This is a genomic window from Nocardia cerradoensis NBRC 101014 (assembly GCF_000308535.1).
In the GTDB taxonomy this organism is placed as follows: domain Bacteria; phylum Actinomycetota; class Actinomycetes; order Mycobacteriales; family Mycobacteriaceae; genus Nocardia; species Nocardia cerradoensis.
The window spans coordinates 17,381-42,269 of sequence record NZ_BAFW01000130.1; the positions used below are offsets into that span (position 1 = coordinate 17,381).

A 24,889-nucleotide genomic window follows, 5' to 3' on the forward strand; every position below is an offset into this window, starting at 1 on the left:
CGCAGTTAGATGTAAAGAGGAAAGCGATTGTTACACTGAGACGATGAATGAGGGAAGGCAAGCGAGACATGGCTACAACCCGGTGGTTCGCTTCATGCATCTGCTTGCTGCCGGCCATCGAAGCCCCCTGCAAGCCCAGCAGTTGAAGACGATTACCGGATACCCCATCACGCTCCAGGACGAAGCGGCCCTTCGTCTCATCTGCGACGTCGAACCGCTGACGATCAGTGAGGTCGCGTTTCGCCTGGACGTCAACCTTCCTCGCGCCAGTCGTCAATTGTCGAAGCTCGAGTCGCTGGGGCTCGCCGAGCGCCTTCCTTGCCACGACGACGGGCGGAGCAGCCGTATGCGCGCGACTGCCGAGGGCGAACGCATCCATACGGCATGGCGCCGCACTTGGGTTCGCGACTATGTCGAAGCGATCGCCTGGTGGGAGCCCGCCGATATCACGCGATTCGGCGACATACTCACACGGCTGCACGCTGCCTTCGAAAAGCCGGAGCCCGCGCTGCATCGACTCGACCGGCAAGCAATCGACCTCAGTCGATGGACCGGTGACGACTCGCGATGGGAGGCACTCCACTACACCGTTCCTATCCTGGTGAAGTTCGTGCATTGGGCGGTGACCTCCGTGGTCGGGCCGGCTAATACTCGAGCGGCACTGGCGGCAGCAGGATCGCCTATCGCAGCGCAACCCGCAGCCGTTCTCCGCATCGCCCTCCGGTACGGCCCGCTCGATGTAACCGACGTGGCACACCGGACCGGTTTGGCGACCTCGCGCACGAGCCGAATCGTCGGCGACCTGACGAAGTACGAACTCGTCGAACGCGCGACCGACTCGCTCGACGGACGACGAATCAGGATCAAAGCGACCTCGCGCGGGTCCAGCCTGATCCGCCGTATCGACGCCCATCAGTTCGGCCCGATAGTCACCGCCTTGAACGAGTGGGATCGAAGGGACATCGATGCTTGCATGTCCTACTTCGAGAGAATGCTCGAGCATTTCACTGCCACGCCGCCGAACCGAACGGGCCGTCCGACGCCCCAGCCAGAATCGACGCCCGCCGGCTGAGCACCGATACCCCAGCGCCGCCGGGGCCGGCGCTCCGGCCGTCTCCGGCGCTGTTCACTTCGCGAACTGGGCAGTTCGCTTCTCGAGAAATGAACGATCACCTTCTGCCGCGACGCCGGAATCCAGTATCTCGCGGAACATTCGGCTGCCGTCCACATCGACGGAAGCAGGCACCTCGTTCTCCAGCCGCGACCTCAGTTGCCGATTGGCCTGCAGCACTGTCCTCGGCATCGCAGCGACGTGCTCCGCCCAGCGCATGGCGACATCCATCAACTCGCCGTCGCCAGTGACCATGTTGGCGAGTCCACACTCGTATGCGCGGCGTCCACTTATCCGGAATCCATAGGCCAGTTCCATAGAGGCCGCGTGAGACAGGTTGAACCAATATCCGGTCTGCCATCCGTGCAAAATTCCGCGTGGCACCTCAGCGATCTGGAAGCTCGCCGACTCAGCTGCCAGCACCAAATCGACCGCACGGGTGGCCAGATAGAAGCCGGCCCCGCCGGCATACCCGTTCACGGCAGAAATCATCGGCTTGGCCCGATTATTCTCCATGTAAAGGTCGATATTCTTGGTTGTCGCCTGCTCGGATAGATCGACCTCGCCTGTGTTGGCTTCCTTCATGTCGCGACCGGCGCAGAACGCCCGGCCTGTCCCCGTCATGACGCCGACCGCAATGTCGTCGTCGGAGTCGATTCGGGCATAGGCATCCCGCAACTCTGCGAGAATCTCGGTGCCCAGCGCATTCATACGTTCCGGCCGGTTCAGCCGGACAATCGCGACCGAACCGGCACGTTCGACTTCGACAAAACTCATGACTTCTCCATTTCAATCAGTGCTGGGGAGGGGTGTTGTCGACTTGGGCCGCATCGGCTCGGCACCGACGAACAACGCCCCGGCGCCGGCCTTCGTGACGAGAACCTCGACCGGGACCGAGTCGCACATATAACGCTTGCCGAGCAACGCTCCCGGGTGCCCCGCGGTGGTCGGTGCCCCATCCGCGGCCGCCGGAGCGGCGATGTCGACCATGGGATAGCCACCACACTGCAAATCCACATCCAGATCCGGGGCGACGACGACCACGATCTCGGCTGTACAGACCTGACTGCGCAGCCGTGTGCCGATTCTGAGTTTCATCGGACTCCTCGATTCGATGCATAGAGGTCGACTCCTGCCACCTACGCCACTGCGAGGCCCGCGGCGTCAACCAACACTTCCGGAGCCTAACTATTTACATGACAACACACAAGTAGATATTCGCAGATCATAGGCAGCTATGCTTCCGCTCAGTGGAAATATCTATTGATGATTGGCAACTAGTTGAGTTAGCGTCTGTCGGTCGGCCGTCAGGCCGATCGGCAACGCCGGCCTACAAGGAAGCGAGATCGTGACCCATACCGCTGACACCGAACCGATGTCGGAAGAATCGCTCGTGCTCGAGTCCCTGCTGCACAGGCGGCACAGCTGCCGCGCCTTCAGAGAGAATCAGGTCCCGACCGCCACGATCGAGCGAATGTTCGCCATGGCCGGCCGCGCGGCATCGTGGTGCAATGCGCAACCCTGGCGGGTGATCGTGACCGCGGGTGACGCGACAGAACGGTTTCGACAGGCCTTGAGCACGGAAGTATCGAAAGCCGCCGGTTCCTATGACATCCCACCACCGGCCGAATACCGCGGTGTTTATCGAGATCGTCGCCGCGCCTGCGGTTTCGCCTTGTACAACAGCCTCGGAATCGCGCGCGACGACAAACTTCGTCGAGTTGCGCAAGCGATGGAGAATTACCGCTTCTTCGGCGCCCCGCATGCCGCGATCATCACATCACCGGCTGAACTGGGGCCCTACGGGTACGTCGACTGCGGCGGCTATATCGCGACGCTGCTGCTCGCTGCAGAGAGTCTCGGACTCGGCATCATCGCACAAGCCGCCATCGCGAACTACTCCAACGTTGTGCGCGAGCATTTTGCTATTCCGGCCGATCGCCACGTGGTGTGCGGCCTTTCTTTCGGTTACCCGGACCGCGAGCACCCTGCGAACGGCTTCCGCACCGAACGCGCCGAGCTCGATGAAAGTCTCCACTTCGTCACCGATTGAGCGGCGACCGTAGACCGGGTTGCCGCTGAACAGCGTCGACAACACGGCAGAGCTACTCGATCGCGTCGATCAAGCCCCACGCCAACGCCGTCTCCGCGGCGATCGACTCGCCGGAGAGAGCCAATTTCAGGGTCCGCCAACGACCGATCCGACGTGGGATGCTTACCGTGCCGCCGGCGCCGGGGATGAGGCCCATGGCAACCTCAGGCAGCCTGAAACCAGTCCCCGGTGCTGCGACGACACGGCCGGCGAAGGCAGGGAGCTCGATACCCGCACCGACACACTGTCCGTGCAGTCGCGCCTCCAAACGGGCGGAAATACTGTGGAGTAACCGTCCGGCGCCTGCTGCGGTGCGAACGAAATGTGCGAGCACCGGACTCGGGGTCGTTCCGAACTCATCCAGATCGCCGCCGGCGCAGAAGGACGGACCGGCTCCATCGAGTACGACGTGGTCGATGGATTCGTCGACGGCAACCAGCCGTAACGCATTCACCAGTGCGTCGCGCACTTCTCGGCCGAAGGCATTGCGACGCTCCGGACGATTCAGTGTGACTCGAAGTTCATTCCGTTCCCGCTGCACCAATACCGGATCGACGGTTGCGCTCGGAGGCGCGGGCCTGTGGCCACGCCGCGTGAGCCAAGCTGCGAATTCGTCACCACCCAGCAATGTGGAATATGCATAGGATTCGACGTTGAGCCCGTCGGCGACACCGAGCCCTGTCATCCGCAAAACCTGTGCGAGGACGACCGCCGCCGTCGGATTGGCTCGTACAGCGACTGCCAACGCCTCCGCGGTCTTCGCCGGATCCTCGGCTCCCACAGTCCACACCTGGTCGTCGAGTCCGGACGGAACAATCGTGATATCCAACGATGGCGCCACCATGCGGGCGGCTGGGCTCATCGGGCCGGTCGCTACACCTATGGAAACTCGCTCGTTCGGTAAAGAGAAGCGGTCCGGCAGACTGTCCAGCTCGACGATGACGACCGGCTCTGCGATTGTGCCCCGTTCGTCGAGCAATGCTGGCTGGTACGGGTCGAACGTACCGCGTGGCGCGTTCGAAATCTCTTTCAGCACAACGCCTCCGAATTTTGTACGACTCCACGACAGACAGCGGTATAGACCGCGTCGGAATCCGGTGCGGCCAAGGCTTCCGCCAGCGGAACACGTAACAAGCAGAGATCGGCGGGCGCTCCGATCTCGATCCTCCGCGGCCTCCCGCCAGGGTCCGCCAACGGTGTGAGCAACCCGTCGAGAACTTTGCGTGGCGCAACACGTTCGGACCGGCCGAGGGTTCGCTTCCCTGCAGCGGCGATGGTATGCCACAAATCTTCACTACCGAACGGGGCGTCACTACTTGCCACCACTGGGATCCCCGCCTGCAGAAGGCTCGCATAGCGGTAGAGGTCGCCCTGCTCCGACTCCGGAATGTCCCTGCCGTATTCGCGCTGCCGATCCACCACGAACCCGGGTTGAGTGACAACCACTGCCCCTACTTCGGCTAGCAGCGGTATCGCGTTGTCACCGACCAGAGCCGCATGTTCGATCCGATCTCCGGGAAGGCTTCCGATCTCGTCGAGCACCGCAAGGGCAAGTATCAAGGACTCACGCCTGACGGCATGTATCGCGACGGGCCGGCCGGCTTCGTGCGCCGTCACAACTTCGTCGTACAACTCGTCCCACAGCGGTGGCTCGTGGTCGGGGCGCAGTATTTTGTGAGGGCCGATGGTCACACCCTCCGGCAACTCCGCATCCTTCGGGGCTCCCAGAAGTTGTACCCGTTGAGGCAACGCACCGCTCGCCAAGAGGTCGATGGCGGCAGGCGTCAAGTTCGGGGTCGCATCCGTGACACCGGTGATCCCCAACGCGGCCAGCCTGCGCCCCACCGCGGCCAGATCCGGCGGTTCGTGATCATCGAGACGTTCGCGCAACAGCTCGTCGCGGCGCCACAATCGCCCGTCATCGAATTCGTCCAGGAGCCGGAGTTCCGCGAGCGCAGAGGTATTGAGCATCCATAAGGCTCCACTTCGATGCTGAATCCGGACCGGGCGATCGGCAACCATCCGGTCGATAGCGTGTCGGTCCAAGATGCCCGCCACGCTCTCGTGGTAGCCAATGCCCCGGATCCACCGACGGTCGGCGGGAACGCCGCGCAAAACGGCGGCGAGGTCATCAGGGCCTGCCGACTCGGGCGGACCGCATCGCACCGACTGGTTCGCGGCGGCCATGGAGAGCAGGTGCAGGTGGTGGTCGTGCAACCCAGGCAACAGCGCTCCACCGCGGGCCATCACCGTCGGCTCCCCTCTCCCTGGTCGCAAGCTTCCGATTTCGCTGACTACGCCATCGCGCACGCGAACGTCCAGCCGACGCCCGTCAACTTCGGCCGCGAGCACAATCAACCCATCCATCAGTGCTCGCTTCATGCCACTCCGAATTCCCTGAGTATCCGTGCCGTATCGGCACCGACATCGGGTGCCCTGCTTCGTGGATGCCTGGTCTGCGGTGCGGCGACAACAAGGTCGGGATACGGCTCCGGCCGCCCGTCGAGTACCGCCGCGACCTGTTCGCGCATCGCGAGATCGGCCAGCCACCGACCTCCTGCCATTCGACATGCCACCGCGACCAGCGCAGCATTCACCCCGGTTATGGGATCGGCAATGGCATCGCCACACGGCGCCGGAATTCCGGTCTCGAGATCGAACGCCAAAAGGCCGGCCGCGACAGCGACGTCGTCTCCGAACCCGACAGCGTTGGACCACGGCCCGGTTCGACCGTACGCCGTAATACTGATCCAGCATTTGTCACCGGCGCGGGCCAGGACCTCTTCCGCGCGAATACCCAAATGTCGCAACGCCCGTGGCCTCGACGACTCGATCACGATGTCCGCAGCGTCGATCAGAGCCGCCAACTGAGCACGCCCTTTTGTGGTGCCGAAGTCGAGGGCGACAGCTTCCTGATCCGAGTGCAACAGATCATAGAAGCGCTCCGGCCCGTTTCGCGCTCCGTCAGGCCGGAGCAGACTTTCCACCTTGATGACTCGGGCACCCAATGTCGTCAGCAGATGCGCACACAGCGGCCCGGCCCACAGCGCAGACAGGTCGATCACCAAGCAGTCGCGAACGACTCTCGCGACCGGCCCGGCATGGCCGGTCAGCACAAAGGGCCGCACCTCACGGTCTTGGCCGCGCGCCACCAGTTGTTCGTCGGCATTTCTCGGCAACGCCGACGCCGGCAATCCGAGCATCCGCGCACGCTCGGCGAGAACACTCGCACTCCGTTGCCGGATATCCGACTCCCAATCGGAACCGGTTGCTTCGAGCCAAGCAGGGACCAGCTCGACGTCCGACGGCCGTGCCAGATTGAGGCCGATCCAGCCATCCGCCGCTCGCAGCATTCGGAAGGAACCACCGACAGAACTCGGCGCGTCGCGGTGGAAGCCTGCCACTGCCGCCCGCTCGGAAAGCACTCGCGCATCGGGAAGTTCTCGCCCTGAAGGTCGAGGCGGCGCCAGCAGCCGGGTCGCGAGCAGTGCGCCTCCCACTGCGCTGGCGGTATCGCCAGGCGCGGGAAGCGGGCTTCCGAGGCGTCGACCGGTCAATGCCATCGCACCTGAGGCCGCCCAGTCCTGCGCTGCCCCGGTCCGGTCCGCGTGGCATTCGATCTCGGCTCCGAGCCATGACAGCATCCGCGCCGCATGCCAGGAGGTTGCCCCCTGGCCAGGGACGATCATTTCGGTGCCGGATAGCGGGCCACGAATCACCACTTCACCCCGCTCGCGATCGAGTCTCCCCGGCCGGACACCGCCTGCGCCTGCCGTAATCCATACCCAACTTCATCAGCCCTGGCGCACCTTGGCGAGGATGTCGACCAATCAGTGGAACATCGTTGGTGCATCGCTCGTCCGGATCGGACGGTGTCTCTTTCGCTGGGTAGTGCCGGTTGGCCCGTGAACGGAACGAACCGGCCCGCCGGCACCCGAGAACCGGAGGTCGGCACCAGGCCGCTCGCCCGGTCTCACCGGCCGGGTTCGCGTCACCGGGGCCGACTCCGACACCTAGATACCCCTCCAGTGGGGGGCACGCCGCGCAAGGAAGGCCGCAACGCCTTCCGAGGTGTCTCTCGATGACAACGTGGCCGCCATCGCGGCTTCCGTGATCTCCCACGCACGATCGTCATCTGCTGAATTCAGTTCTTCGAGCGCCGCCAGACTCTCACGTACGGACAACGGCGCGTTGCCTGAAATACGTTGTGCCAGTTCGACCGCCGCGGTCAGAGCGCTACCCGTTTCGGTCAGCACGTTGACAAAACCCAGTTGATGAGCGCGCTCGGCTGTCAGGGCGTCGCCCGTCAGGAGGAGCTCTTTGGCGATGTTCAACGGAAGTGCTCGCGCAGTGCGAAAAAGGCCCCCACACGACGCGATGACGCCGCGGCGCGACTCCGGCAATCCGAATACCGCGGTCGTGGCTGCGACGACCAGATCACAGGCGAGAACCAACTCCATGCCGCCCCCCAGCGCATGACCCTCCACCGCGGCGACGAGCGGCTTGCGACGACGGCGTCTGATCAGCCCGTACTCGCCACCGCGGGCAGTAGGTTCACCAGAACCGCCGGTGAGATCGGTGCCTGCCGAGAACACCTGGTCGGTGCCCGTCAACACCGCCACCCACAGGTCCGGATCGTCCTCGAACTCATCGAAAGCCGCGTCGAGCCCAGCCGTCATTTCTCGGTCTATGGCATTTCGCTTCTTCGGCCGGTTCATCCGAACAACAAAAACCCGACCATCGCGTTCGCAGTCCACGCTCATACGACACCCGAAGCCATCAGTCCCCAGTAATTTCCTCGAACTGCGAACTCATTCGTTGCAGTGTGTCCATGTACTCCTCCACCATCTCGAGCACGATTTCCGCAGCCGGACGCACCTTCGTCATACGGCTTACGACCTGGCCGACCGGGCCACCGACCAATTCGTGGACACCGGCGCGGCGGGCTCGTGCGGTCGCGTCGGCGAACAGCATGTATTGCAACGGCATCGGCAGGGCACCTGGTCCCTTGGGGTCGTCCCATGCTTCTGTCCACGGAGTACGAATCTGGCGATTGAACTTTCCTGTCTGCGATTTGGACCGCACCGTGTCGGTGGAGTTCATCTCGATCAGGCGGTCCAACTGCCATTGTTCGGCAGGGGCTTCACGGCAAGCGAGCCAGATCGAACCGGTCCATACGCCCTGTGCGCCGAGAGCCATCGCAGCCGCCATCTGCCGACCCGATCCGATCCCTCCGGCCGCGAGCACGGGGACGTCACCGACGGCATCGACGACATCCGGGGTGAGCACCATCGATCCGATCTCTCCGGTATGCGCAGCAGCTTCGTACGATTGAGCGATGATCACGTCGACCCCGAGGTCGACATTGCGCACCGCCTGATGCGGCTTACCGACGAGCGCACCGATTTTCGTACCGCTCTCGTGTGCGCGTTCGACGAGCCAGGCCGGCGGCGGGCCCAGCGCGCTGACGATCAGGCTGTTCCGATGACTGAGGACGACCTCGATCTGGTCGTGTCCGCCTGCGGCTGTCAATCCCTCTGTTGCCCAGCCGTGCTGCTGCCCATCTGTATCGGGCAACTGCGGTACGTTGTAACGCTGCAGAATCTCCTCGGCATATTGGCGATGCTCTGCCGGAATCATGTCCTCCAGCTGCGAGTGAACCTGACCGACGTCGTTCAGACCGGCCTCCCGGTCCGCAGTGCTCACCGGCGCGACGATATCGACACCGTAGGGCTTCCCGCCGCTGTGTTCCTCGAGCCATCGCAATTCGACATCGATTTCGTCGGGCGACATCGCGAGGATGCCGAGCACGCCCATTCCGCCCGCCCGCGATACCGCCGCGACCACGTCGCGGCAATGACTGAAAGCGAAAATCGGGTACTCGATTCCGAGTTCGCGACACAATTTATTCATCTTGGTTCCTTCCGTCCGGATCGGCTGTCAGTCCGAGGCCGGCAGGGGTTTGGCGGCCTTGATCGACAGGACTTGTTCCCCCACGCTGAGAGGGCCCAGTCCTGGCTTGGTGCAGAGCAGTTCAAGGCTGCCGGTGTCGTCGCTGTAGCGCTTTCCGATCAGCAGCACGTCCCCGCCGGCGGTCGAGGTTGCCGAAAGCGGGGTGCCCTCGGGCACCATCGGCTCACCGGCACACCGCAGATCGACCGCCCCGCTCGGCGCGCGAACGACGATGATCTGGGCTCCGGACACCGCGCTGTTCAATTTGAGTCCCGGTCGCAATTCCATGTCTTGTCCTTTCGATCAGCTGTAGATGCCTGGGGGCGTATCGGCGGTAGGCGCGAACAGCAGGCTGTCGGCCGGAACCGAACCGCGTTCGGGCAGTTTCACTGTGGCTTCGCCGCTGGCTGTGACCACGTCGGCATGGTTTACGTTCTCAACGGCCACATCGGCGAGGAAGTCAGTGCCGCTGCGGTACGTGCGAAGTACCGTGCCGCGCACGGTGTTGGTGTCGCCGACCAAATTCGGCCGACGTAACCGCGCCTCCATACGAACGAGGGTCCCGTCATCGCCCATCCAATCGGTGACCGCCTGGGTAAGCCAGCAGATCCGTTGTGGGCCATAGTCGAAGGATGCGGCTTGTGCCCGCGCCGCACGGGCATACTCAGGGTCGGCGCGTCCACCCGCCCCCATGTCGATCGTGCCCTCGTCGACCTGCTGGGATCGGTGCGCCGCCAGCGCCGCATGGGAAAACAGGTACAGCTCGGTCGTGGTGTAGGTGCCCTTCGGCAAATCAGGAATCGCGTCCCCGGCCGAAACAGTGTCCCAGTACCGAGGTTCCCCACCGCGGCGAGTGCGCTGCCACACCAATGGATCGGGTGCCACCCTCGGCTTGACGACATCCACCGGTGCCGATTCCACACCGGTACCCGGGTTGGCGAATCGCAACATGTTGTTCGTCAGCTTCGCGATCAGCTCGCCCCTCGAATTCCAGTACTCGGTAGTTCCGGTGCAGATCAGCGCTTCTCCGGCCTGCCGCATCGTCGTCCGCCGGATATCGGTCGGTGTCTGAATGCTGCGGACTCGATCGCCCAGCCATACCGGCCGATACCACTCCACCGTTGCACCGAGGTACAGGATTGTCAGATCTCGCATCGAGACGTCCGACGCCGGAATGTGTCCCCAGATCGAGGCATTCGCTCCGAAGTCTATGGAGAAAAGAAAGCCGGGCGGCGCGACGAGGCTGTGGAAAGGCCCGGCGTCTGCGTACGCCGGGTCCTTGAACAGCGGATTGTAGTCTCCCGCACCTTCGGCATAGCGGGCGAGCCATTCCTCGCTGACGGTCCGCCACGGCCGTTGCGGCGGGATGGGCTTGCCCAGACCGGCTTTGTACGCGGCTTCGAATTCATCGAGTGTGGTGATCTTCGCCATCAGTGTCCCTTTCGGCAGTAGCGCCGCATGTCGGTCATTTCTTTGTGCATGGCGTCACCAGGCAATCGGTAGGACGGCCATACCAGCAGTGAGGTACTCGGTGGCAAATTCGGGATCTCCGCACAGAGTTACTTCGGGAAGGCGCCGAAAGAGCGCGCTCAGAGCTACTTGCATCTCCATCCTTGCCAGCGGCGCGCCGAGGCAGTGGTGCATGCCGTGACTCAACGTCAATTGCGGATTGACTGATCGGGTAACGTCGAAGGCGGCAGCGTTTTCGAAAACCGCCGGATCATGATTTGCGCCGGCGGGATCGATCATGACGGCCTCGCCCTTCTTGATCAGTATTCCGTCGATTTCGACGTCATCCGCCGCAACGAACGGCGGAAATCCACCACCTCCCGCACGCTCCCTTCCGATGGCAAATTGGCCGTGCCGCAGCACTTCTTCGACCGTAGTACCGACCGTGCCATCGATATCGGAAAGAAACGCGCGCAGCTGGTCAGGATGGCGAAGAAGTGCAAGGACGCCAAGGTTTATAAAATTGGCAGTGTTATCGAAACCGCCGACGATGAGCAGCATCGCGATCGGGAGGATTTCCTCGTCTGTCAGAGAATCATCGACGTCCCGTGCCTGCGCCAACGCGCTGAGTAGATCGTCTCGTGGTTCGGCACGGCGGGCAGCTATCAACTCCGCCAAGTACCCATGCAACTGCGTCACAGCTTCGAGGATTTCGGCCTCACCCATTCCCGAAGTGGCCAACGTGGCCTTGCTCCACTCGATGAATCTCTCGCGGTCGGAGGCCGGGACTCCCAGAAGATCGCCGATGACTCGAATCGGGAGGGGGAGCGAAAAGTGCTCGACAAGATTCGCCGGCGCACCGCATGCGATCATCTCGTCCAGAAGTTGGTCGGCGAGGATCTCTGTACTCTCTCGAAGTCTGCGGACTCGCCCAGGGGTGAAGGCTTTGGCCACCAATTTGCGCAGCCTACTGTGCTCCGGCGGGTCTGCGAATTGCAGGGTCGTTTTCAGAAAATCTGGAAAGTGGACGAAGTACGGCGTTTCCTGCTCGCCCCGCGCGAATGGCCCCCGCACGAACTTTCGGTTCTCCAACATCTGCTTTGCCGCGTGGTGGCGGTGGATCACCCAGGCCTCGCCCCCGATCGGCATGGTCACCTTCGTCATCGGGCGTTCTTCGGCGACCCGCTGGAGGGCGGCAACAGCGTCGTCGGATGGGACCGGTGGAAATGGATAGCGTGCAGTTGTCTCTGTCATCGGCCTCTCCAGCTTCGATATTCGGAACCGATCAACTCGTGCGGGATCTCGACCCGTGAGCGGGACCTGGCCACCGATGCGCTGGTCACGACACAGCCTCTCTCGGGAGCATCAGCGGCTCGGGAGTGAACTCACCGACGTGCAAAATTTCATCGAGGCGGTCGGCCACGATCTCCGGCGTCAATTCGGCGTCCGTAATTCCACGGGTGTACCCGAAGGCGATCCGGCGCACCCTTCCGCCCGCGACGCTCAACGCCTCGCCCGAGAGAGTGCACCTCTCATGCGCGAGGTATGCCGCTACCGGCGCCACCAACCGCGGCGGCATCGACTCCCGCATCTGGGCGGCCATGCCCGGCGGCAGCGCGTCGGTAGCAAGCTCGACCATGCGGGTTCCTGCGCCGGGGGCGATGGCGTTGACCTTGATCCCGTCGGCGTGACCAGCTACGGCTAGATTCCGTGTCAGACCGAACACGGCCCCCTTGGCCGCTCCGTAGTGCACCATGTCGGGAACGCCGAGCATCGCGCCGGAGATGGTGTTCACGATTCGACCGCGCTTCGAGGCCGCCAAGTGTGGCCATGCAGCCTGGGATACGAACAAACTGCCGAAGTAATGCACATCCTGAAAGCTCCGGCATTCCGCCTCGGTGATGTCGTGTAGCGAACGGACCGAATAGATGCCTGCGTTGTTCACGACCGCGTCCAGCTTGCCGAACGATGCGATCGCCGTTTCCACGATCGCGCGTGCACCCTGTTCGGTCGCGACCGACGCGGTCGACGCAACTGCACGTCCGCCCGAAGCAGTAATGGCCTCGACCACTTCGCCGGCCGGGTCAGCGCCCTGCAGACTCCCGTCGACCGCCCCACCGGTGTCATTGACGACAACCGCTGCTCCCCGATCGGCAAGCAGTTCGGCGTGCGCCCTGCCGATTCCGCGGCCCGCGCCGGTCACGATCACGACGTAATCGGAAAAGTCCAGTTGTGCCATGAGCCTTACTCCACATCCTCGTTCATGGGCTCGTTCACGACGCAATTCCGTCCTGACGCGTAGCAGCAACTTCGTCGGGTGATAGACCGAGCTCAGCGAGAATCGCGTCGGTGTCCGCCCCGATGGCGGGCGCGGGACGCGGATCGGAGCGCGGATGGTGTCCGAACCGCGGCGCGGGCGCTGGATGCGGACGGCCCGCAACCTCCAGGAACCCGTTGCGCGCAACGTAATGAGGGTGGGTAACCGCCTCGGCCGGGCTCAAGACCGGACTGACGCATGTGTCGATGTCCGCGAATATCTCTGTCCACTCGGCTCGGGTGCGAGAGGCGAAGCGTGCTGCGATCGCCGCCCGTAACGCGGGCCAGCCGGCACGGTCCATTTGCTGATCAGGGTCGATGTCTTCGAGTTCGAGACCCTTCAACAGTCCCCGGTAGAAGGCGGGCTCCAACGCCCCCACAGCGACATACTCACCGTCGGCGGTGGGATAGACCGCGTAGAAGGGAGCACCGGAGTCGATGAGGTTGGTGCCTCGCTCTCCCCAGCGGCCGCTGACCGCGTGCGCATAGAAAGGGGCCATCAAAACCGCGACACTGTCGACCATTGCGGCATCGATGACCTGTCCGACACCGGAGGCTCTCACAGCATTCAGCGCACAAGCGATACCGAAGGCGAGCATCATTCCACCGCTGCCGTCCGCCACCAGATTCAACGGCGGCACCGGCGGACCGCCCGCGGAACCGATCGCATGCAACGCACCCGACAAGGCGAGGTAATTGATGTCGTGCCCCGCCGCCGCGGCCAGCGGACCCTGCTGTCCCCAACCGGTCATCCGCCCATAGACGAGTCGAGGTTGCCGTTCCAAACACACTGTCGGTCCGATGCCGAGTCGTTCGGCGACACCGGGTCGGTAGCCCTCGATCAGCACATCCGCGTTCTCCACCATCCGCAGGAACAGCTCGACACCTCGCTGGTCCTTGAGGTTGAGGCCGATCGAACGCCGCCCGCGCCCCAGAATGTCATCAGCAGGGTCGGGGACGGACCATGCCAACCCGGCGGGACGGTCGATTCGGATGATGTTCGCACCCAAATCGGCCAGCATCATCCCAGCCAGCGGAGTAGGACCCTGGCCTGCGAGTTCCAAGACCCGAATGCCGGCGAGCGGGCCGTTCACGCGTGCACCTCCCGTACCCTCGAGAATGCGGGATGACCATGGATCTTCATTGCAGTTCCCGTCGCATCCTCAGGGCCGTGCGGCACCGGCCGAAATGGGCACCGGCGCAGTCCAAATCGAGCCCAGCCCTTCGTCGACCGACTTCGCGAAATCCATGACCTCGAAACCGCAGCAGATATAGAGAGTGCGGCGGTCGACCCCACCCAGACCACATGCGGTCGAGACACCCGCTTCAGCCGCCGGCGGGCGCACCTCATGGGTTATGACACCGCCTTCGAGGACGCGGATCACACGCCCCGCCGCCGCGAGACCGGCCCATACAGCGCCCTCTTCGTCCAAGCAGAGTCCATCGGGGTAGGTGTCGGGGCCCACGTCCGCGAATGTGCGGCGCCCGCTCAACGTGCCATCCCCTGCGATATCCAATGCAGTGATCCGGCTGATATAGGTCTCCGCCGTTACCAGAGTGCCCCCGTCGGCGGTGATCGCAATTCCGTTGGCGCCCATGAAGAGTCCAGCCTCATCACCGACCCGCGCGCTGCCGTCGGGCTCGATGATGAGCAGTGGGGAGTCCTTGGGGCTCTCGCCGGCGAACAGGTCGAATCCGAGCTGGGTCACGTACACACGTCCGGCCGTGTCGACCACCATGTCGTTGATCGGACTTATGGCCAGTTCCCGCAGGTCCGCGTACACGCTGGTCGTGTTGCCGTCGTGCACCAATATCAATCGCTCGAACATCGAATTGATCAACAGCCGCCCGTCCGGCAGGAAGCCGATACCCGATGCGACAATTCGCTGCCCTTCGGGCGCTTGGCGATCCGACAGATCGACCACCGTGGTGGCGTCACCGTCCGGGCCGACGGTGACGACCCGGGCGCTGTACAAATCCGTGAAATAGAATTTTCCGTTGTGCCACCGCGGGCTCTCGGTCCAGCTGAATCCGGACGACAGCCGGGTCGGCGTGATTTCCGTAGTCATGCAGCGCATCTCCTTTGATCGCGGGTGGTCACAGACCGAGAGGCCTGGTTCCTACGACGTTCTTGGCGGCCAGTTCTCGTATTCGCTCGACGGAAAGACCCAAGTCCCTTTCGAGCACTTCCTGGTTGTGCTCTCCGACGGTGGGGGGCGCGATACGCGACCATCGGGGGATCCGGCCGAACCGGAAGGGTAATACGGGAATTGGCATCGTGCCTCTGGCTGGATGATGAATGTCTTCGAAGTAGCTTCGCGCGGCAATCTGAGGATGCGCATGTACGAATCGCTGATCGACGACATGGGCAGCAGGAACGCCGAGCGCGATAAGATCCGCGACCGTCGCAGCGACATTGCGACCTGCTGTCCAGGCAGCCAGGTCGGCGTCCAGGCGGTCTCGGTGCCTCCAGCGGCCATCCGAGGTGGACAGCTCAGGATCCGCCCACCCCGCAATGCCGGTGTAGCCGGCCAACGCGTGCCACTGATCGTCGGTAATCACCGACACCGCCAGCCATTGTTCTGTCCCCGCGCCGGCGTAGACACCTTGAGGGCCGTGGCCGCGACTGCGGTTTCCGTCCCGTTCGAGCAGCCTGCCGTTGGCCGTGAATTCCACAACTTGCTCGGCGGTCATGGTCAGCGCGGCTTCCACCAGCGGTGCCTCCACCAACAGCCCACTGCCATCGCGGGTTTGCCGGTACAGCGCGGCGAGCAACGCAAAAGCCGCGTTCGAGCCGCCCATCGGATCGGCCGGACCGCTTGGGTTCATCGGCGGCCCATCGGGATAGCCTGTCCGCCAACACATTCCGGAGTACTGCTCCACCGTCTGCGCATAACCCACCATGTCCCGCCGCGGTCCGGTGAGACCGAACGCCGGCATACGCAGCATCACCAGGCTCGGGTTGATTTCATGCACCGCAGCCCAGTCGAGCCCTACGTTCTCGAGAACCCGTGGCGCAAAGTTCTCCAGAAGTACATCGGCGTCAGCAATCAGGCGCTCGAACAGCTCCCGCCCTTCGGGCTGGCTGATGTCGAGGGTGATGCCACGTTTGTTGTGATTGGCGCCGAGATAGACCCAGCTGTACTCCCACCAGTCCGGCCGACTCGTCGCAGAACCACCCAGCATTCTCGAACCGTCCACCCGGCGCGTCGACTCGACCTTGATGACGTCCGCGCCGAGTGAGCCGAGCACTGTGCCGACCAAGGGACCGACCCACCAGTTGCTGAAGTCGACCACACGCAAGCCGCGCAACGGAAGATCGTCTTCCGTCGTTGCCGATGCTCGGCCGCGGTCTGGCTCACCCTCGAACCCGACATCGGCGGGGGCGCTCACGGGTTTCCCGACCCCTGGACGAATTCCGTTGAAAAGCATAGGAACTGCGGGCTGCCGAAAGCGGCTGGTGGCATCGTCGATATAGAAGTCCCGCGCACGCACGTGCTCGTCGCCGAGTATGGTCGCAGCGCTGTGGACGGGAGCGCACGGAATCCGAAATAGACTCGCAGTCTCGATGATCTCCGCGACCGTATGTTGCCGGGTCCACGCGCGTACGGCTGCTGAGAACTCCGCGCCGCGTCGATAGCGGCCTTCCGGAGTCTTCATGTCCTCGTCGGCCAGCCAGTCCGGGCGGTCGATCAGTACGAGGAAGTCTTCGAGATTCTGCGCGGAGGCGAGGTTGAAGCCGACCCAGCCGTCTGCAGCAGGCTCCACCGACGGCAGCAACGGCCGACGCAGTGAGACCTGCTCCGGCCGCTCGCCCGCGATAGTGGCCCGGAGGTCACCGAACATCGTCGCGGCGTACGTCGTGGCCTCGAGCAGGGAAACGTCGACCAACTCACCCACGCCACTGCGATCGAGCCCGGCCACTGCTCCCATTGCTGCGGTAGCTGCCAAAGACCCCGCCACCCACAATGTTTCGCTGCCCCCCAGTGCCACAGGATAGGAATGCGGATTACCGCGATTGCTGAGTGACCCCGCCTCGGCCTGGAGAGTGAATTCCGTCCACGGCCGTTCGGCCTCGGCCCAGGGGCCGGCGAGGCCCCAGGGTGTCACCGCCACGACGACCCGTGCTCGGGCAAGCCGCCTCAACTCCTCCAGGTCGGGCAGGCCCTCCGTCTCCAGTACGAGTACGTCGGCGGCCTCCACCAATTCCCGCCAGTGACGTGTCGATGAACATTTGCCCGCTGAAAGAAAGGAGAACAACGGCGACGGCTGGTCCGATCCGTTCGCGCTGCGCATCGGATGACCATCAGCAGGCTCGGCGAGCAGCACCTCGGCACCAAGATCTGCGAACAACTTGCCCGCATAGGCACCTGCGATCGTTCGCGAGGACTCCACCACGCGCAGGCCGGAAAGCAAACGGGTATCGCCGGCAGAATTGCCCATCAACCTACCCTTCGAATATCGGAAACCACGTCGAGCCTGTCGGCCGCGGCGTCTTCAGAATATGCACTGACGCTCGCAGACAGCGGCGCTCTTCCACTGAATGGAACGTGCGAGCTTCCCGGTCTCCTGCCGACGCATCAACAGTCATTTGCATGACACGGAAATCGGATGAGCCCGCATTTCAGCAGCGCCTCCTATCTTCTCCGGCGGCGGCCGCCCGACGGCGTCGGAGGAGATAGACCGGCAGCCCTCAGCGTAGTTCGAGGATGTTTTTCCTGCTGGCCGCCAATGCTCTCAGTCGTTGTTCCAACAACTTGATCGCATCGGGGTCGGAGTTCGGCTGAGACCGCTCGCGGTGGAGTTCAGCCTTCGTACTCGCTTCCTCCTGATTGAGACGCTGAACAGCCAATTCCCGAGTGAGCAGATCTTGCTCGGCCCAATCCGAAGAATGGATGTCTTGCCCCTCCATGTTATTCCGGGTATCGTCGCCGGGCATCGGGTCAGGCCGCTTTCTCATCGAAGAAGTTGAAGAGCCGTCGCGCATTCGTTTCTACGATTTGATGAACATCACCATCGGGGATTTCCGCGAACACATCGGACGCATATTTCCTGCTGTGCGGCCAGTACGAATCCGAATGCGGATAGTCACATTCCCAAGTAATGTTTCCGATTCCGATATCATGGCGCGCCTTGAGACCCGCCACATCGTCGATGAAACAGCCGTATATGTGCTTTCGGAACAAATCCGACGGACGCACGTCCTTGACGACATTCTGGTACCACCGATGCCGGTCCCACGTTCCGTCGATCCGCTCGAGCAGGTAGGGCACCCAGCCCACACCGCCCTCCGACAGCGCTACCTTCAGCTTCGGGTGCCGGTGGAATACGGGCGAAAACAGCAGGTGCGCGGTCGCAGACATGGAGTTGGTTCCGTACAACGAGATGGTTACCGCGTACGGTGCCTCCGGCGCGGTAGCCGGCGGCGAACCGGAGGAGCCGAAGTGCATGCACAGCGGCATGTCTGTTGCCTCGGCGGCATCGAACACACGTTCCCAGTGATCGGTATAGATGGACGGTAATCCGAGTGGGACGGTGTTCTCCGGGAAAGTGATGCCCTTGGCACCCTTCGCCGCCGTGCGGTGGATCTCCGCCACGCACTGATCGACATCCCACAGCGGCAGGATGATCAGAGGTATGAACCGGTCCGGCGCAGTGGCACACCATTCGTCGAGGACGAAGTCGTTGTAAGCACGCACGCAGGCGAGCGCCAGCTCGTAGTCGCTACTTTCGGCGGTGAACAGCGCCCCGGCAAATCGTGGGAAGGACGGAAAATTCGCCGCGGCCCACACACCGTCCAGGTCCATATCGACCAGCCGGGCCTTCGGGTCGTAGCAACCCGGGATCATGTCCGCGTACCGGACGGGCTCGACCCCGTATTCCTCGGGGTTCTTTCCAGCTACGGCGTTGAGTCCGATCGCAGGAAAGCGCTTGTTCGAATAATGCCACACCTGGATCGGCGGGCCACCGGAGGAGGAGGGCTCATCGACGATCCTGGGACCGAGTTCCAGATACTTGCCCGGTAGGCGATCGGTCCACACTTTCGGGTGCTCGATCAGATGATCATCAACCGATATGAGTTTCATCCAAGGTTGCAATGGCATTCCGCCACCTCCGTCGTTTCCGGGGCCTTCAGAGGATTCTCGAGGTCTGGGTGTAAGGCACGCGCAATCTGGCCGAGTCGATCTCATTCGGTTGCCAGCCGGGCAATGTCGAGCGGCCGTCCAAGGTACGGACCGGGCGCTCGAGCTCCACCAAGAGCGACAGGTTGTAGGCGATTCGGCCGGTCAGCTTTTTCGGGTCTCCGGTGCAGAGCGCCAAGGCCGCCTCTGCGATGGTTTCCTCCGGCTCCGAGTTGTCCTTTCGAACCCCTGCCACGGTGAGCGCGTTATCGGTGGCAACCTGATACTCAGGAGCCAGCGTGTTGACTGCGATATTGTCCTCGTAGAGTTCCATCGCCGCGCCGGTCGTGATCCTGTCGATGAACGCCTTCGTGCCTCCGTAGAGAACCGCGCCGTTCGTCGGGTTCTCCGCATAGGGCGGTCCGAGCCGCGGCCCAGCCTGCGACGAGGAGATGTTCAGAATCCAGCCGGCACCACGTTCGCGCATGCCCGGCACAGCGGCTGCGGCCAGATCCCATGCGGCCCAGACGTTGGTCTGCACTGCTTCGTGGAACGCTTCCCATGTCATATCGGGGAACAACACATCGAAGTGCCGTGGCCCGGCTGCGTTGTTCACAACGATGTCCACCGGATGGCCGAACGCCTCTGTCGCCTGTGCGATGATGTCGCGCCGGTCGGTGCCCGGGGCCGTCAAATCGAACGGCAGCGCGACCGCCCGGCCGCCGTCGGCTTCGATCTGCGCGATCGTTTCCTCCAGAGAGCCCGCCAGAGCACCGTCCCCGGCTCGCAGAGAGCGTGACACCGCGGCGACCGCGATTCCGTCGGCGGCCAATCTTCGCGCGATCGCGCGGCCGATCCCCCGGCTCGCACCGGTGACGACCGCGACATGCGGCGATTCTGTTGTCATCGAGTCAATCCCGTCAGTCGTCGGAAATTGCCGGCGGCAATGTTCACGCGTTCGTCATCTGTCAGAGGAAGTGTCATGAGCACCTCCAATTCGCGGTCGAGGCGTTCATGGCTCGATTGCGGCACGATCCCGGGCCGCGCACGGAACCACAGGTATTCGCTGATCACCCAATTGCTGCCGAAGAGCACCCGGTCTGTACCGATAGCGCGGAGATGAGCCACCAGTTCCTCGGGTTCGATGTGGCCGTCGGCGACCTCGATGAGCCTCAGACTGACGTCGGTGTGGACCCCGGGGAACGCCCGAGCCAGTTCCAGCACCTCGGCATCCGCGCCTTGGCCGAACTGCCGGTTGTGACCGAGGTGCGCGAAGATCAGCTGGAGATTCGGAAACTCCTGCAGGGCCTTTGTGTAGTTGCGGGGATGGCCGGCCATGAATCCCGAAGCTTGGGTCAGAATCGGGATACCCTCGGATGCGCAGTAGTCGAAAACCGGCCACATGCGCGGGTCGTCGCCTTCGGTGCCATGGTTCATCGGAACGTGTTTGACACCCAACGCGCCGCGGCGGCGCCCGTTTTCGATTTCGGCAAGCAATGTCTGTTCATCCATCAGCACCGGGTCGATACCGACGAAACAACTCAAGCGTTGGCTGGCCGCAACTTGGCCGAGCGCCCACGTGTTGTTGTCCTGGATTCGACGAACGATCCTGTGGCGTAACAATTCCTCCTCGCGCCTGCGCTCGGAAGGATCATCCGGAAGAATATTCTGCCCCTGCCGCCAGTACACGCCCGACCAGGTGAACATGAGGATGTTCATGTGCGCTATGCCGGTGTCGGCCATCACCTTTTCGGCCTCGTCCGGAGTGCCGAAAAATCCGGGTCTGTCAGGCAATCCCATTGCCGCGCTGAACCGCAACAAGTTGCTGTACAAGTCGCAGCTGTGATGCGCGGTGCGCAGGATGTGATTGTGACAATCGATGATCTCGATGTCAGTCACGGCTGACCTCCAGCCCCCGCAATGCAGCGGGCTCCAGCGTTCCGACGGCAGGCCGGGCAGTTGTGTGGGTAATTCCACCGTCGGAGATCACGGCATGTCCAGTCATGTACGCCGACAGCTTCGACGCCAAGAACAGCGCCACACCGGCGGTCTCCTCTGCCAGTCCCAGGTGCTTCTGTGGCGTCGCCGCTGCCGCCTTTCGCAGAAACTCCGCCTGCTCCGGCCGACTGGAGGTGGGGGTCTCACGTCCGGCCCGATTGATGTTGTGTGTTCCGGGGACGACGCAATTGATCCGAATATCATAGGGAGCCAACTCGAGGGCGACCGATTTCGTCAGATGAATAACCCCCGCGTTCGCAGCGCCGTAGTGCGCTACCGACGGCGCTGCGACCAAGCCGCTGGTCGAGCCGAATGTCACGATGCTGCCTGCCATACCGTCCCTGATCATTGCCAGGGCCTCGGCCTGCACACACAGCATGGTCGACGTGAGGTTGAGTTCCACCGGACCGTTCCAGTCCTCGACGGTGAAGTCCAGGAACGACTTCGGAACCGCAGCACCCAGGCTGCCGACTCCGTTTACCGCCACCGCGATCGGTCCGAGCCGCTGACGCGTCTGCTCGATCATGTCTTCGATATCGTCCCGGCGGCGGACGTCGGCATGCAGCCCGATCGCTCGGCGGCCGAGTGCCTGGATCTCCTCGACAGTCTGGGCGGTGAACTCGTCGGCGATATCGACGACCGCGACATCGGCACCCGCCTTCGCCAAAGCGAGAGCGGTAGCCTTCGGGATGCCGCCGGCCCCACCGGTCACGAGCGCGACCGCACCCGTGAGTCCGAACAGTTCCTCAGCGTGATTCGTTGTCATGTCGGAGCACTCTCGTTCAGCTCAGGTGGCGGGCAAGTTCGCGCCGCAGCAGTTTGCCCGTGGCGGTGTAAGGCAGTTCGGTACGGAACACGACATCGTCAGGGGTCCGCGAAGACCGCACACGGGCCCGCACAAAGGCACGCAGATCCTCAGGATCGGGATCACTGCCCGCGACCGGCACGACCACCGCGACAATCCGTTCGCCCCACTCTTCATCCGGTGCACCCAGGACGGCGACCTGGTCGACAGCCGGATGCTCGAGTAGCACATCCTCGACTTCGGCCGGGGCGATATTCTCGCCACCTCGGATGATGGTGTCGTCCGCACGCCCCTCGACGAACAAGTAGTTGTCCTCGTCCAGGCGCCCCCGGTCGCGGGTGGGAAACCAGCCATCGCTGTCGAGCACGGAGCCGACACCCTGGTATTCCCCGGAAACCTGACCTCCCCGCACCCAAATCTCACCAGTCGTGTTGCGCGGCAGCGGCTCTCCCGCCTCATCTCGAACCTGGCATTCGACGCCTGGAACCATGCGCCCCACCGAGCCGAGGCGCTCCAGTGCGATCGGGTCTCCCTGCAGGGCGGCTCGATGATCCTCCGGGCCGAGCACCGCAATGGTCGAGCTTGTCTCGGTGAGTCCGTAGGCGTTGACGAAATCCGTGTTCGGGAAGGCTTTCAACGCGGCCCTCAACACTGTTTGCGGCATGCGCGCACCACCGTAGGCCATCGACCGCAGACTCGGCGTATCTGCTTGTGCGCCATCGAGTTCCGCCACGATACGGGCGAGCATCGTCGGCACGACCATCGCGTGAGTCACCTGATCCTCGCGGACCAGATGCAACCATGCGCCGGGATTGAAGTCGGGGAGGTAGGTCATCCGTCGTCCGGCGTACAGATTGCTCAACACCGAACCGACGCCGGCGATGTGGTACGGAGGCACACTGACCAGGACGGCGTCGGAGCCTTCGGCAGCACCGAATTCCACGGTCTCGAGCACATAACTGAGCAGGTGTGCGTGCCGGAGAACCACTCCCTTCGGCTTCGATGTCGTCCCGCTGGTGAACAACACCACCGCGGGATTTTCGTCGTCGACCGGAATCTGCTCCGTTGGTTCGGTCTGGAGGGCTCGGTCCAGCCAGTCCTCCGACAAGGCGTCCGCGGGCACGACCGCCGCATACGCGTGGTCGGCTACGACGAACGGATGGTCCAGCTCCGCCAGCAGTTCGCCGAGCTGGACTCCGGAAAGTCGGTAGTTCAGTGGTGTCAGCGGAATACCGGCTCGCGCGGCCGCGAAAATGAGTGCCGGTAGCACTGGGCCGTTCAATCCCACATAGGCGACGCTGCGGGCACCGGACTTCCGCAGCAACGCCGCTCCCCCATCGGCCGCCCGGGCGAGATCGGCGTAAGTGAGACCAGTGTCGCGACGCCCGAGCGCCACCCGGTCTCCGGCCGCCCCGGCAGCCATGTCCAGGATCAATTCAATTCCCATGATTTCCTTTCACCACCGGTTCGACGTACGGCAGATGGACGCCCTCGCCGATGTCGTGGAAGCAGACTCGAACACGCATGCCGACATGCACATCCCCGAGGTCGCAGCCGATCACATTGGTCAGCATCGAAAAGCCCTCGTCGAAGGACACGATCACCACGACATACGGGGAGTCGAATTCGGGTGTCTGGGGTCGCCGGACCACGGTGTAGCTGTACACCTCGCCGGTTCCGCAGCTGAGCTGCCAGTCGAGGTCGTCACCCCCGCAGACGCGACAAATCCACGCCGGATCGAACTCGGCATGCCCACAGGTTCGGCAGCGCTGGTAGCGCAGTTCTCCGACGACACAGCCATCCCAGAACGGGCGCGAGACCGGCGTCGGATCCGGCCGTGGGATTCCCCCGCGCTGCGGTTGAAGTATCGTCACGGTCGCTCACTCCCCAACAACACGACGTCGGTGAACAGTGCGCCGGCGCCACCGTTACTGCACAGCGCTACCTGAGCGCCGGGAATTTGGCGGGTGGGACACTGTTTCTGTAGCTGCTGAACGCCGCGGGCTACGCGCTGGCTGAGTTGAACAACGCCTCCTCCGTGGCTGTAGGACATCAGGCCCCCGTCGGTGGTGATCGGGTACTGGCCGTCGTGGCGGATCCGCCCATCCATGACGAAATCCCCACCTTCACCGTCTCCACAGAATTCGAATGCCTCGAACTGTCGAATAACTTCGAAGGAGAAGGGGTCGTACAACTCGCAGACGTCCACATCCGACGGAGACAACCCAGCCATCGCAAATGCCTGGCGCGCGGCTCTTCTCCCGACGTACCCGTTGGGAATGTCGGAGCCGCTGCCGGTCAGGTCCCAGATCGGCGCATGCCGATAGGCCGGCCCGAGGGTGTCCAGGCCGCCGCCCAGAATGTAGACCGGGCTGCCGGCCAGATCAGCCGCGCGCTCCACCGTCGTGATCAGAAGTGCGCACCCGCCCTCGGATGTCATCGCACAGTCCAGGAGGTGGAATGGCTCGGCAATCATCCGTGAGGCGAGCACATCGGACGGTTGGAACGGTCCCCTTCCGTAATAGACGGCCTCGGGGTTGACGTGTCCATTGTTCCGAATCGTGGTCGCCACCTCGGCCATCTGCTCGGCGGACGTACCGTACCGATCCATGTGCCGACGAGCGATCAAAGCGAATTCGGCTGCCGTATACAGACCGAACGGAGCGACGAACTCGTTCGAAGGTCGCGTCCAGGGAGCGGTCGCGGCCCGTTCGGTGTAGATCCCGGCCTCACCGTCGGCCAGCAGCACGGTCTTCGCCAGGCCCGTTGCCACCAGGCTCGCCGCCTGCAGCACGCCGGCGATTCCGCCCTTCGAGTTCGAATTCCAGGCCGGGCCGATGCCCAGCGCGTAAATCAGTTCCGGGGCGTGCTTGCTGAACACCGCATCGACCTCGGCAGCGGCAACCCCCGATTCGGCAAGCACTCCGCGGGCGGCGGCGAGGGTAATCGAGAACGCAGTGTGGCCTTCCAACACCCGGGCCTGAGGTGTGTTGTAGGTGGCTACGATCGCCACGTCCCGAAATGGATGAGCGCTCACTGCTTCT

General features: G+C 63.4%; 24 protein-coding genes. 2 read left to right on the top strand and 22 right to left on the bottom strand.

The annotated features are described in order from the left end of the window. The first annotated feature begins 43 nt into the window (after positions 1 to 43). Entirely contained in the window at positions 44 to 1,072 is a 1,029-nt protein-coding gene (locus ON23_RS35940) for a MarR family winged helix-turn-helix transcriptional regulator (protein WP_167331856.1), read from the top strand. 54 nt (positions 1,073 to 1,126) lie between these two features. On the opposite strand, the gene ON23_RS13610 is transcribed toward ON23_RS35940, so the two are convergent. Further along, positions 1,127 to 1,888: an enoyl-CoA hydratase/isomerase family protein gene (locus ON23_RS13610; RefSeq protein WP_051042665.1), complete on the bottom strand. Its 762-nt coding sequence runs from the start codon at positions 1,886 to 1,888 to the stop codon at positions 1,127 to 1,129. 12 nt (positions 1,889 to 1,900) lie between these two features. After that, positions 1,901 to 2,209, bottom strand: a complete 309-nt coding sequence (locus ON23_RS13615) for a hypothetical protein (protein WP_039778548.1) — start codon at positions 2,207 to 2,209, stop codon at positions 1,901 to 1,903. 250 nt (positions 2,210 to 2,459) lie between these two features. On the opposite strand from ON23_RS13615, the gene ON23_RS13620 reads away from it, so the two are divergent. Beyond that, positions 2,460 to 3,164 (top strand): nitroreductase, encoded by a 705-nt coding sequence (locus tag ON23_RS13620; RefSeq protein ID WP_306307121.1) that lies wholly within the window; start codon positions 2,460 to 2,462, stop codon positions 3,162 to 3,164. A gap of 52 nt (positions 3,165 to 3,216) precedes the next feature. Here the strand turns inward: ON23_RS13620 and ON23_RS13625 are convergent, their stop codons facing one another. The 20 genes from ON23_RS13625 to ON23_RS13720 form a co-directional block, all read right to left on the bottom strand. Further along, positions 3,217 to 4,239 (bottom strand): enoyl-CoA hydratase/isomerase family protein, encoded by a 1,023-nt coding sequence (locus tag ON23_RS13625; protein ID WP_223273924.1) that lies wholly within the window; start codon positions 4,237 to 4,239, stop codon positions 3,217 to 3,219. Then, entirely contained in the window at positions 4,233 to 5,585 is a 1,353-nt protein-coding gene (locus tag ON23_RS13630) for an amidohydrolase family protein (protein WP_223273923.1), read from the bottom strand. Before ON23_RS13630 ends, ON23_RS13625 begins: the two co-directional genes overlap by 7 nt. Continuing rightward, positions 5,582 to 6,628 carry a CoA transferase gene (locus tag ON23_RS13635; protein WP_245555942.1) on the bottom strand — a complete coding sequence of 349 codons (1,047 nt, stop codon included), beginning with the start codon at positions 6,626 to 6,628 and terminating at the stop codon, positions 5,582 to 5,584. Before ON23_RS13635 ends, ON23_RS13630 begins: the two co-directional genes overlap by 4 nt. A 588-nt stretch (positions 6,629 to 7,216) precedes the next feature. Continuing rightward, complete coding sequence (locus tag ON23_RS13640) at positions 7,217 to 7,966, bottom strand: enoyl-CoA hydratase-related protein (protein ID WP_039778550.1); 750 nt, start codon at positions 7,964 to 7,966, stop codon at positions 7,217 to 7,219. A gap of 16 nt (positions 7,967 to 7,982) precedes the next feature. Next, on the bottom strand, positions 7,983 to 9,107 hold the full coding sequence (locus tag ON23_RS13645) for an NAD(P)H-dependent flavin oxidoreductase (RefSeq protein ID WP_245555943.1): 1,125 nt from the start codon (positions 9,105 to 9,107) through the stop codon (positions 7,983 to 7,985). Between the two features lie 36 nt (positions 9,108 to 9,143). Then, positions 9,144 to 9,443, bottom strand: a complete 300-nt coding sequence (locus tag ON23_RS13650) for a hypothetical protein (protein WP_039778552.1) — start codon at positions 9,441 to 9,443, stop codon at positions 9,144 to 9,146. Between the two features lie 15 nt (positions 9,444 to 9,458). Next, entirely contained in the window at positions 9,459 to 10,586 is a 1,128-nt protein-coding gene (locus ON23_RS13655; protein ID WP_039778553.1) for an FAS1-like dehydratase domain-containing protein, read from the bottom strand. 54 nt (positions 10,587 to 10,640) lie between these two features. Beyond that, on the bottom strand, positions 10,641 to 11,768 hold the full coding sequence (locus ON23_RS13660; RefSeq protein WP_223273922.1) for a cytochrome P450: 1,128 nt from the start codon (positions 11,766 to 11,768) through the stop codon (positions 10,641 to 10,643). A gap of 175 nt (positions 11,769 to 11,943) precedes the next feature. Beyond that, positions 11,944 to 12,843 (bottom strand): SDR family NAD(P)-dependent oxidoreductase, encoded by a 900-nt coding sequence (locus tag ON23_RS13665; RefSeq protein WP_039778555.1) that lies wholly within the window; start codon positions 12,841 to 12,843, stop codon positions 11,944 to 11,946. 34 nt (positions 12,844 to 12,877) lie between these two features. After that, positions 12,878 to 14,014, bottom strand: a complete 1,137-nt coding sequence (locus tag ON23_RS13670) for a CaiB/BaiF CoA transferase family protein (RefSeq protein ID WP_039778556.1) — start codon at positions 14,012 to 14,014, stop codon at positions 12,878 to 12,880. 69 nt (positions 14,015 to 14,083) lie between these two features. Beyond that, positions 14,084 to 14,989, bottom strand: a complete 906-nt coding sequence (locus ON23_RS13675; RefSeq protein WP_039778589.1) for an SMP-30/gluconolactonase/LRE family protein — start codon at positions 14,987 to 14,989, stop codon at positions 14,084 to 14,086. A 28-nt stretch (positions 14,990 to 15,017) separates the two neighbouring features. Further along, positions 15,018 to 17,363, bottom strand: a complete 2,346-nt coding sequence (locus tag ON23_RS13680) for a CaiB/BaiF CoA-transferase family protein (RefSeq protein WP_039778557.1) — start codon at positions 17,361 to 17,363, stop codon at positions 15,018 to 15,020. A 250-nt stretch (positions 17,364 to 17,613) separates the two neighbouring features. Beyond that, positions 17,614 to 17,859, bottom strand: a complete 246-nt coding sequence (locus ON23_RS13685) for a hypothetical protein (RefSeq protein WP_039778558.1) — start codon at positions 17,857 to 17,859, stop codon at positions 17,614 to 17,616. A gap of 4 nt (positions 17,860 to 17,863) precedes the next feature. Beyond that, positions 17,864 to 19,024, bottom strand: a complete 1,161-nt coding sequence (locus ON23_RS13690) for an amidohydrolase family protein (RefSeq protein WP_086006902.1) — start codon at positions 19,022 to 19,024, stop codon at positions 17,864 to 17,866. Positions 19,025 to 19,052: 28 nt separating this feature from the next. Beyond that, entirely contained in the window at positions 19,053 to 19,949 is an 897-nt protein-coding gene (locus tag ON23_RS13695) for an SDR family NAD(P)-dependent oxidoreductase (RefSeq protein WP_039778561.1), read from the bottom strand. Continuing rightward, positions 19,946 to 20,941 (bottom strand): amidohydrolase family protein, encoded by a 996-nt coding sequence (locus ON23_RS13700; protein WP_039778562.1) that lies wholly within the window; start codon positions 20,939 to 20,941, stop codon positions 19,946 to 19,948. The genes ON23_RS13695 and ON23_RS13700 overlap by 4 nt, the downstream gene beginning before the upstream one ends. Beyond that, positions 20,934 to 21,752 carry an SDR family NAD(P)-dependent oxidoreductase gene (locus ON23_RS13705; protein ID WP_157170222.1) on the bottom strand — a complete coding sequence of 273 codons (819 nt, stop codon included), beginning with the start codon at positions 21,750 to 21,752 and terminating at the stop codon, positions 20,934 to 20,936. Before ON23_RS13705 ends, ON23_RS13700 begins: the two co-directional genes overlap by 8 nt. 70 nt (positions 21,753 to 21,822) lie before the next feature. Then, the gene (locus ON23_RS13710; RefSeq protein WP_039778563.1) at positions 21,823 to 23,292 is read right to left on the bottom strand and encodes a class I adenylate-forming enzyme family protein; all 1,470 of its coding nucleotides are present in this window, start codon (positions 23,290 to 23,292) and stop codon (positions 21,823 to 21,825) included. Continuing rightward, entirely contained in the window at positions 23,282 to 23,719 is a 438-nt protein-coding gene (locus ON23_RS13715) for a Zn-ribbon domain-containing OB-fold protein (RefSeq protein ID WP_039778565.1), read from the bottom strand. Before ON23_RS13715 ends, ON23_RS13710 begins: the two co-directional genes overlap by 11 nt. Next, positions 23,716 to 24,882 (bottom strand): thiolase family protein, encoded by a 1,167-nt coding sequence (locus tag ON23_RS13720; RefSeq protein WP_039778566.1) that lies wholly within the window; start codon positions 24,880 to 24,882, stop codon positions 23,716 to 23,718. The genes ON23_RS13715 and ON23_RS13720 overlap by 4 nt, the downstream gene beginning before the upstream one ends. Positions 24,883 to 24,889 lie beyond the last annotated feature (7 nt).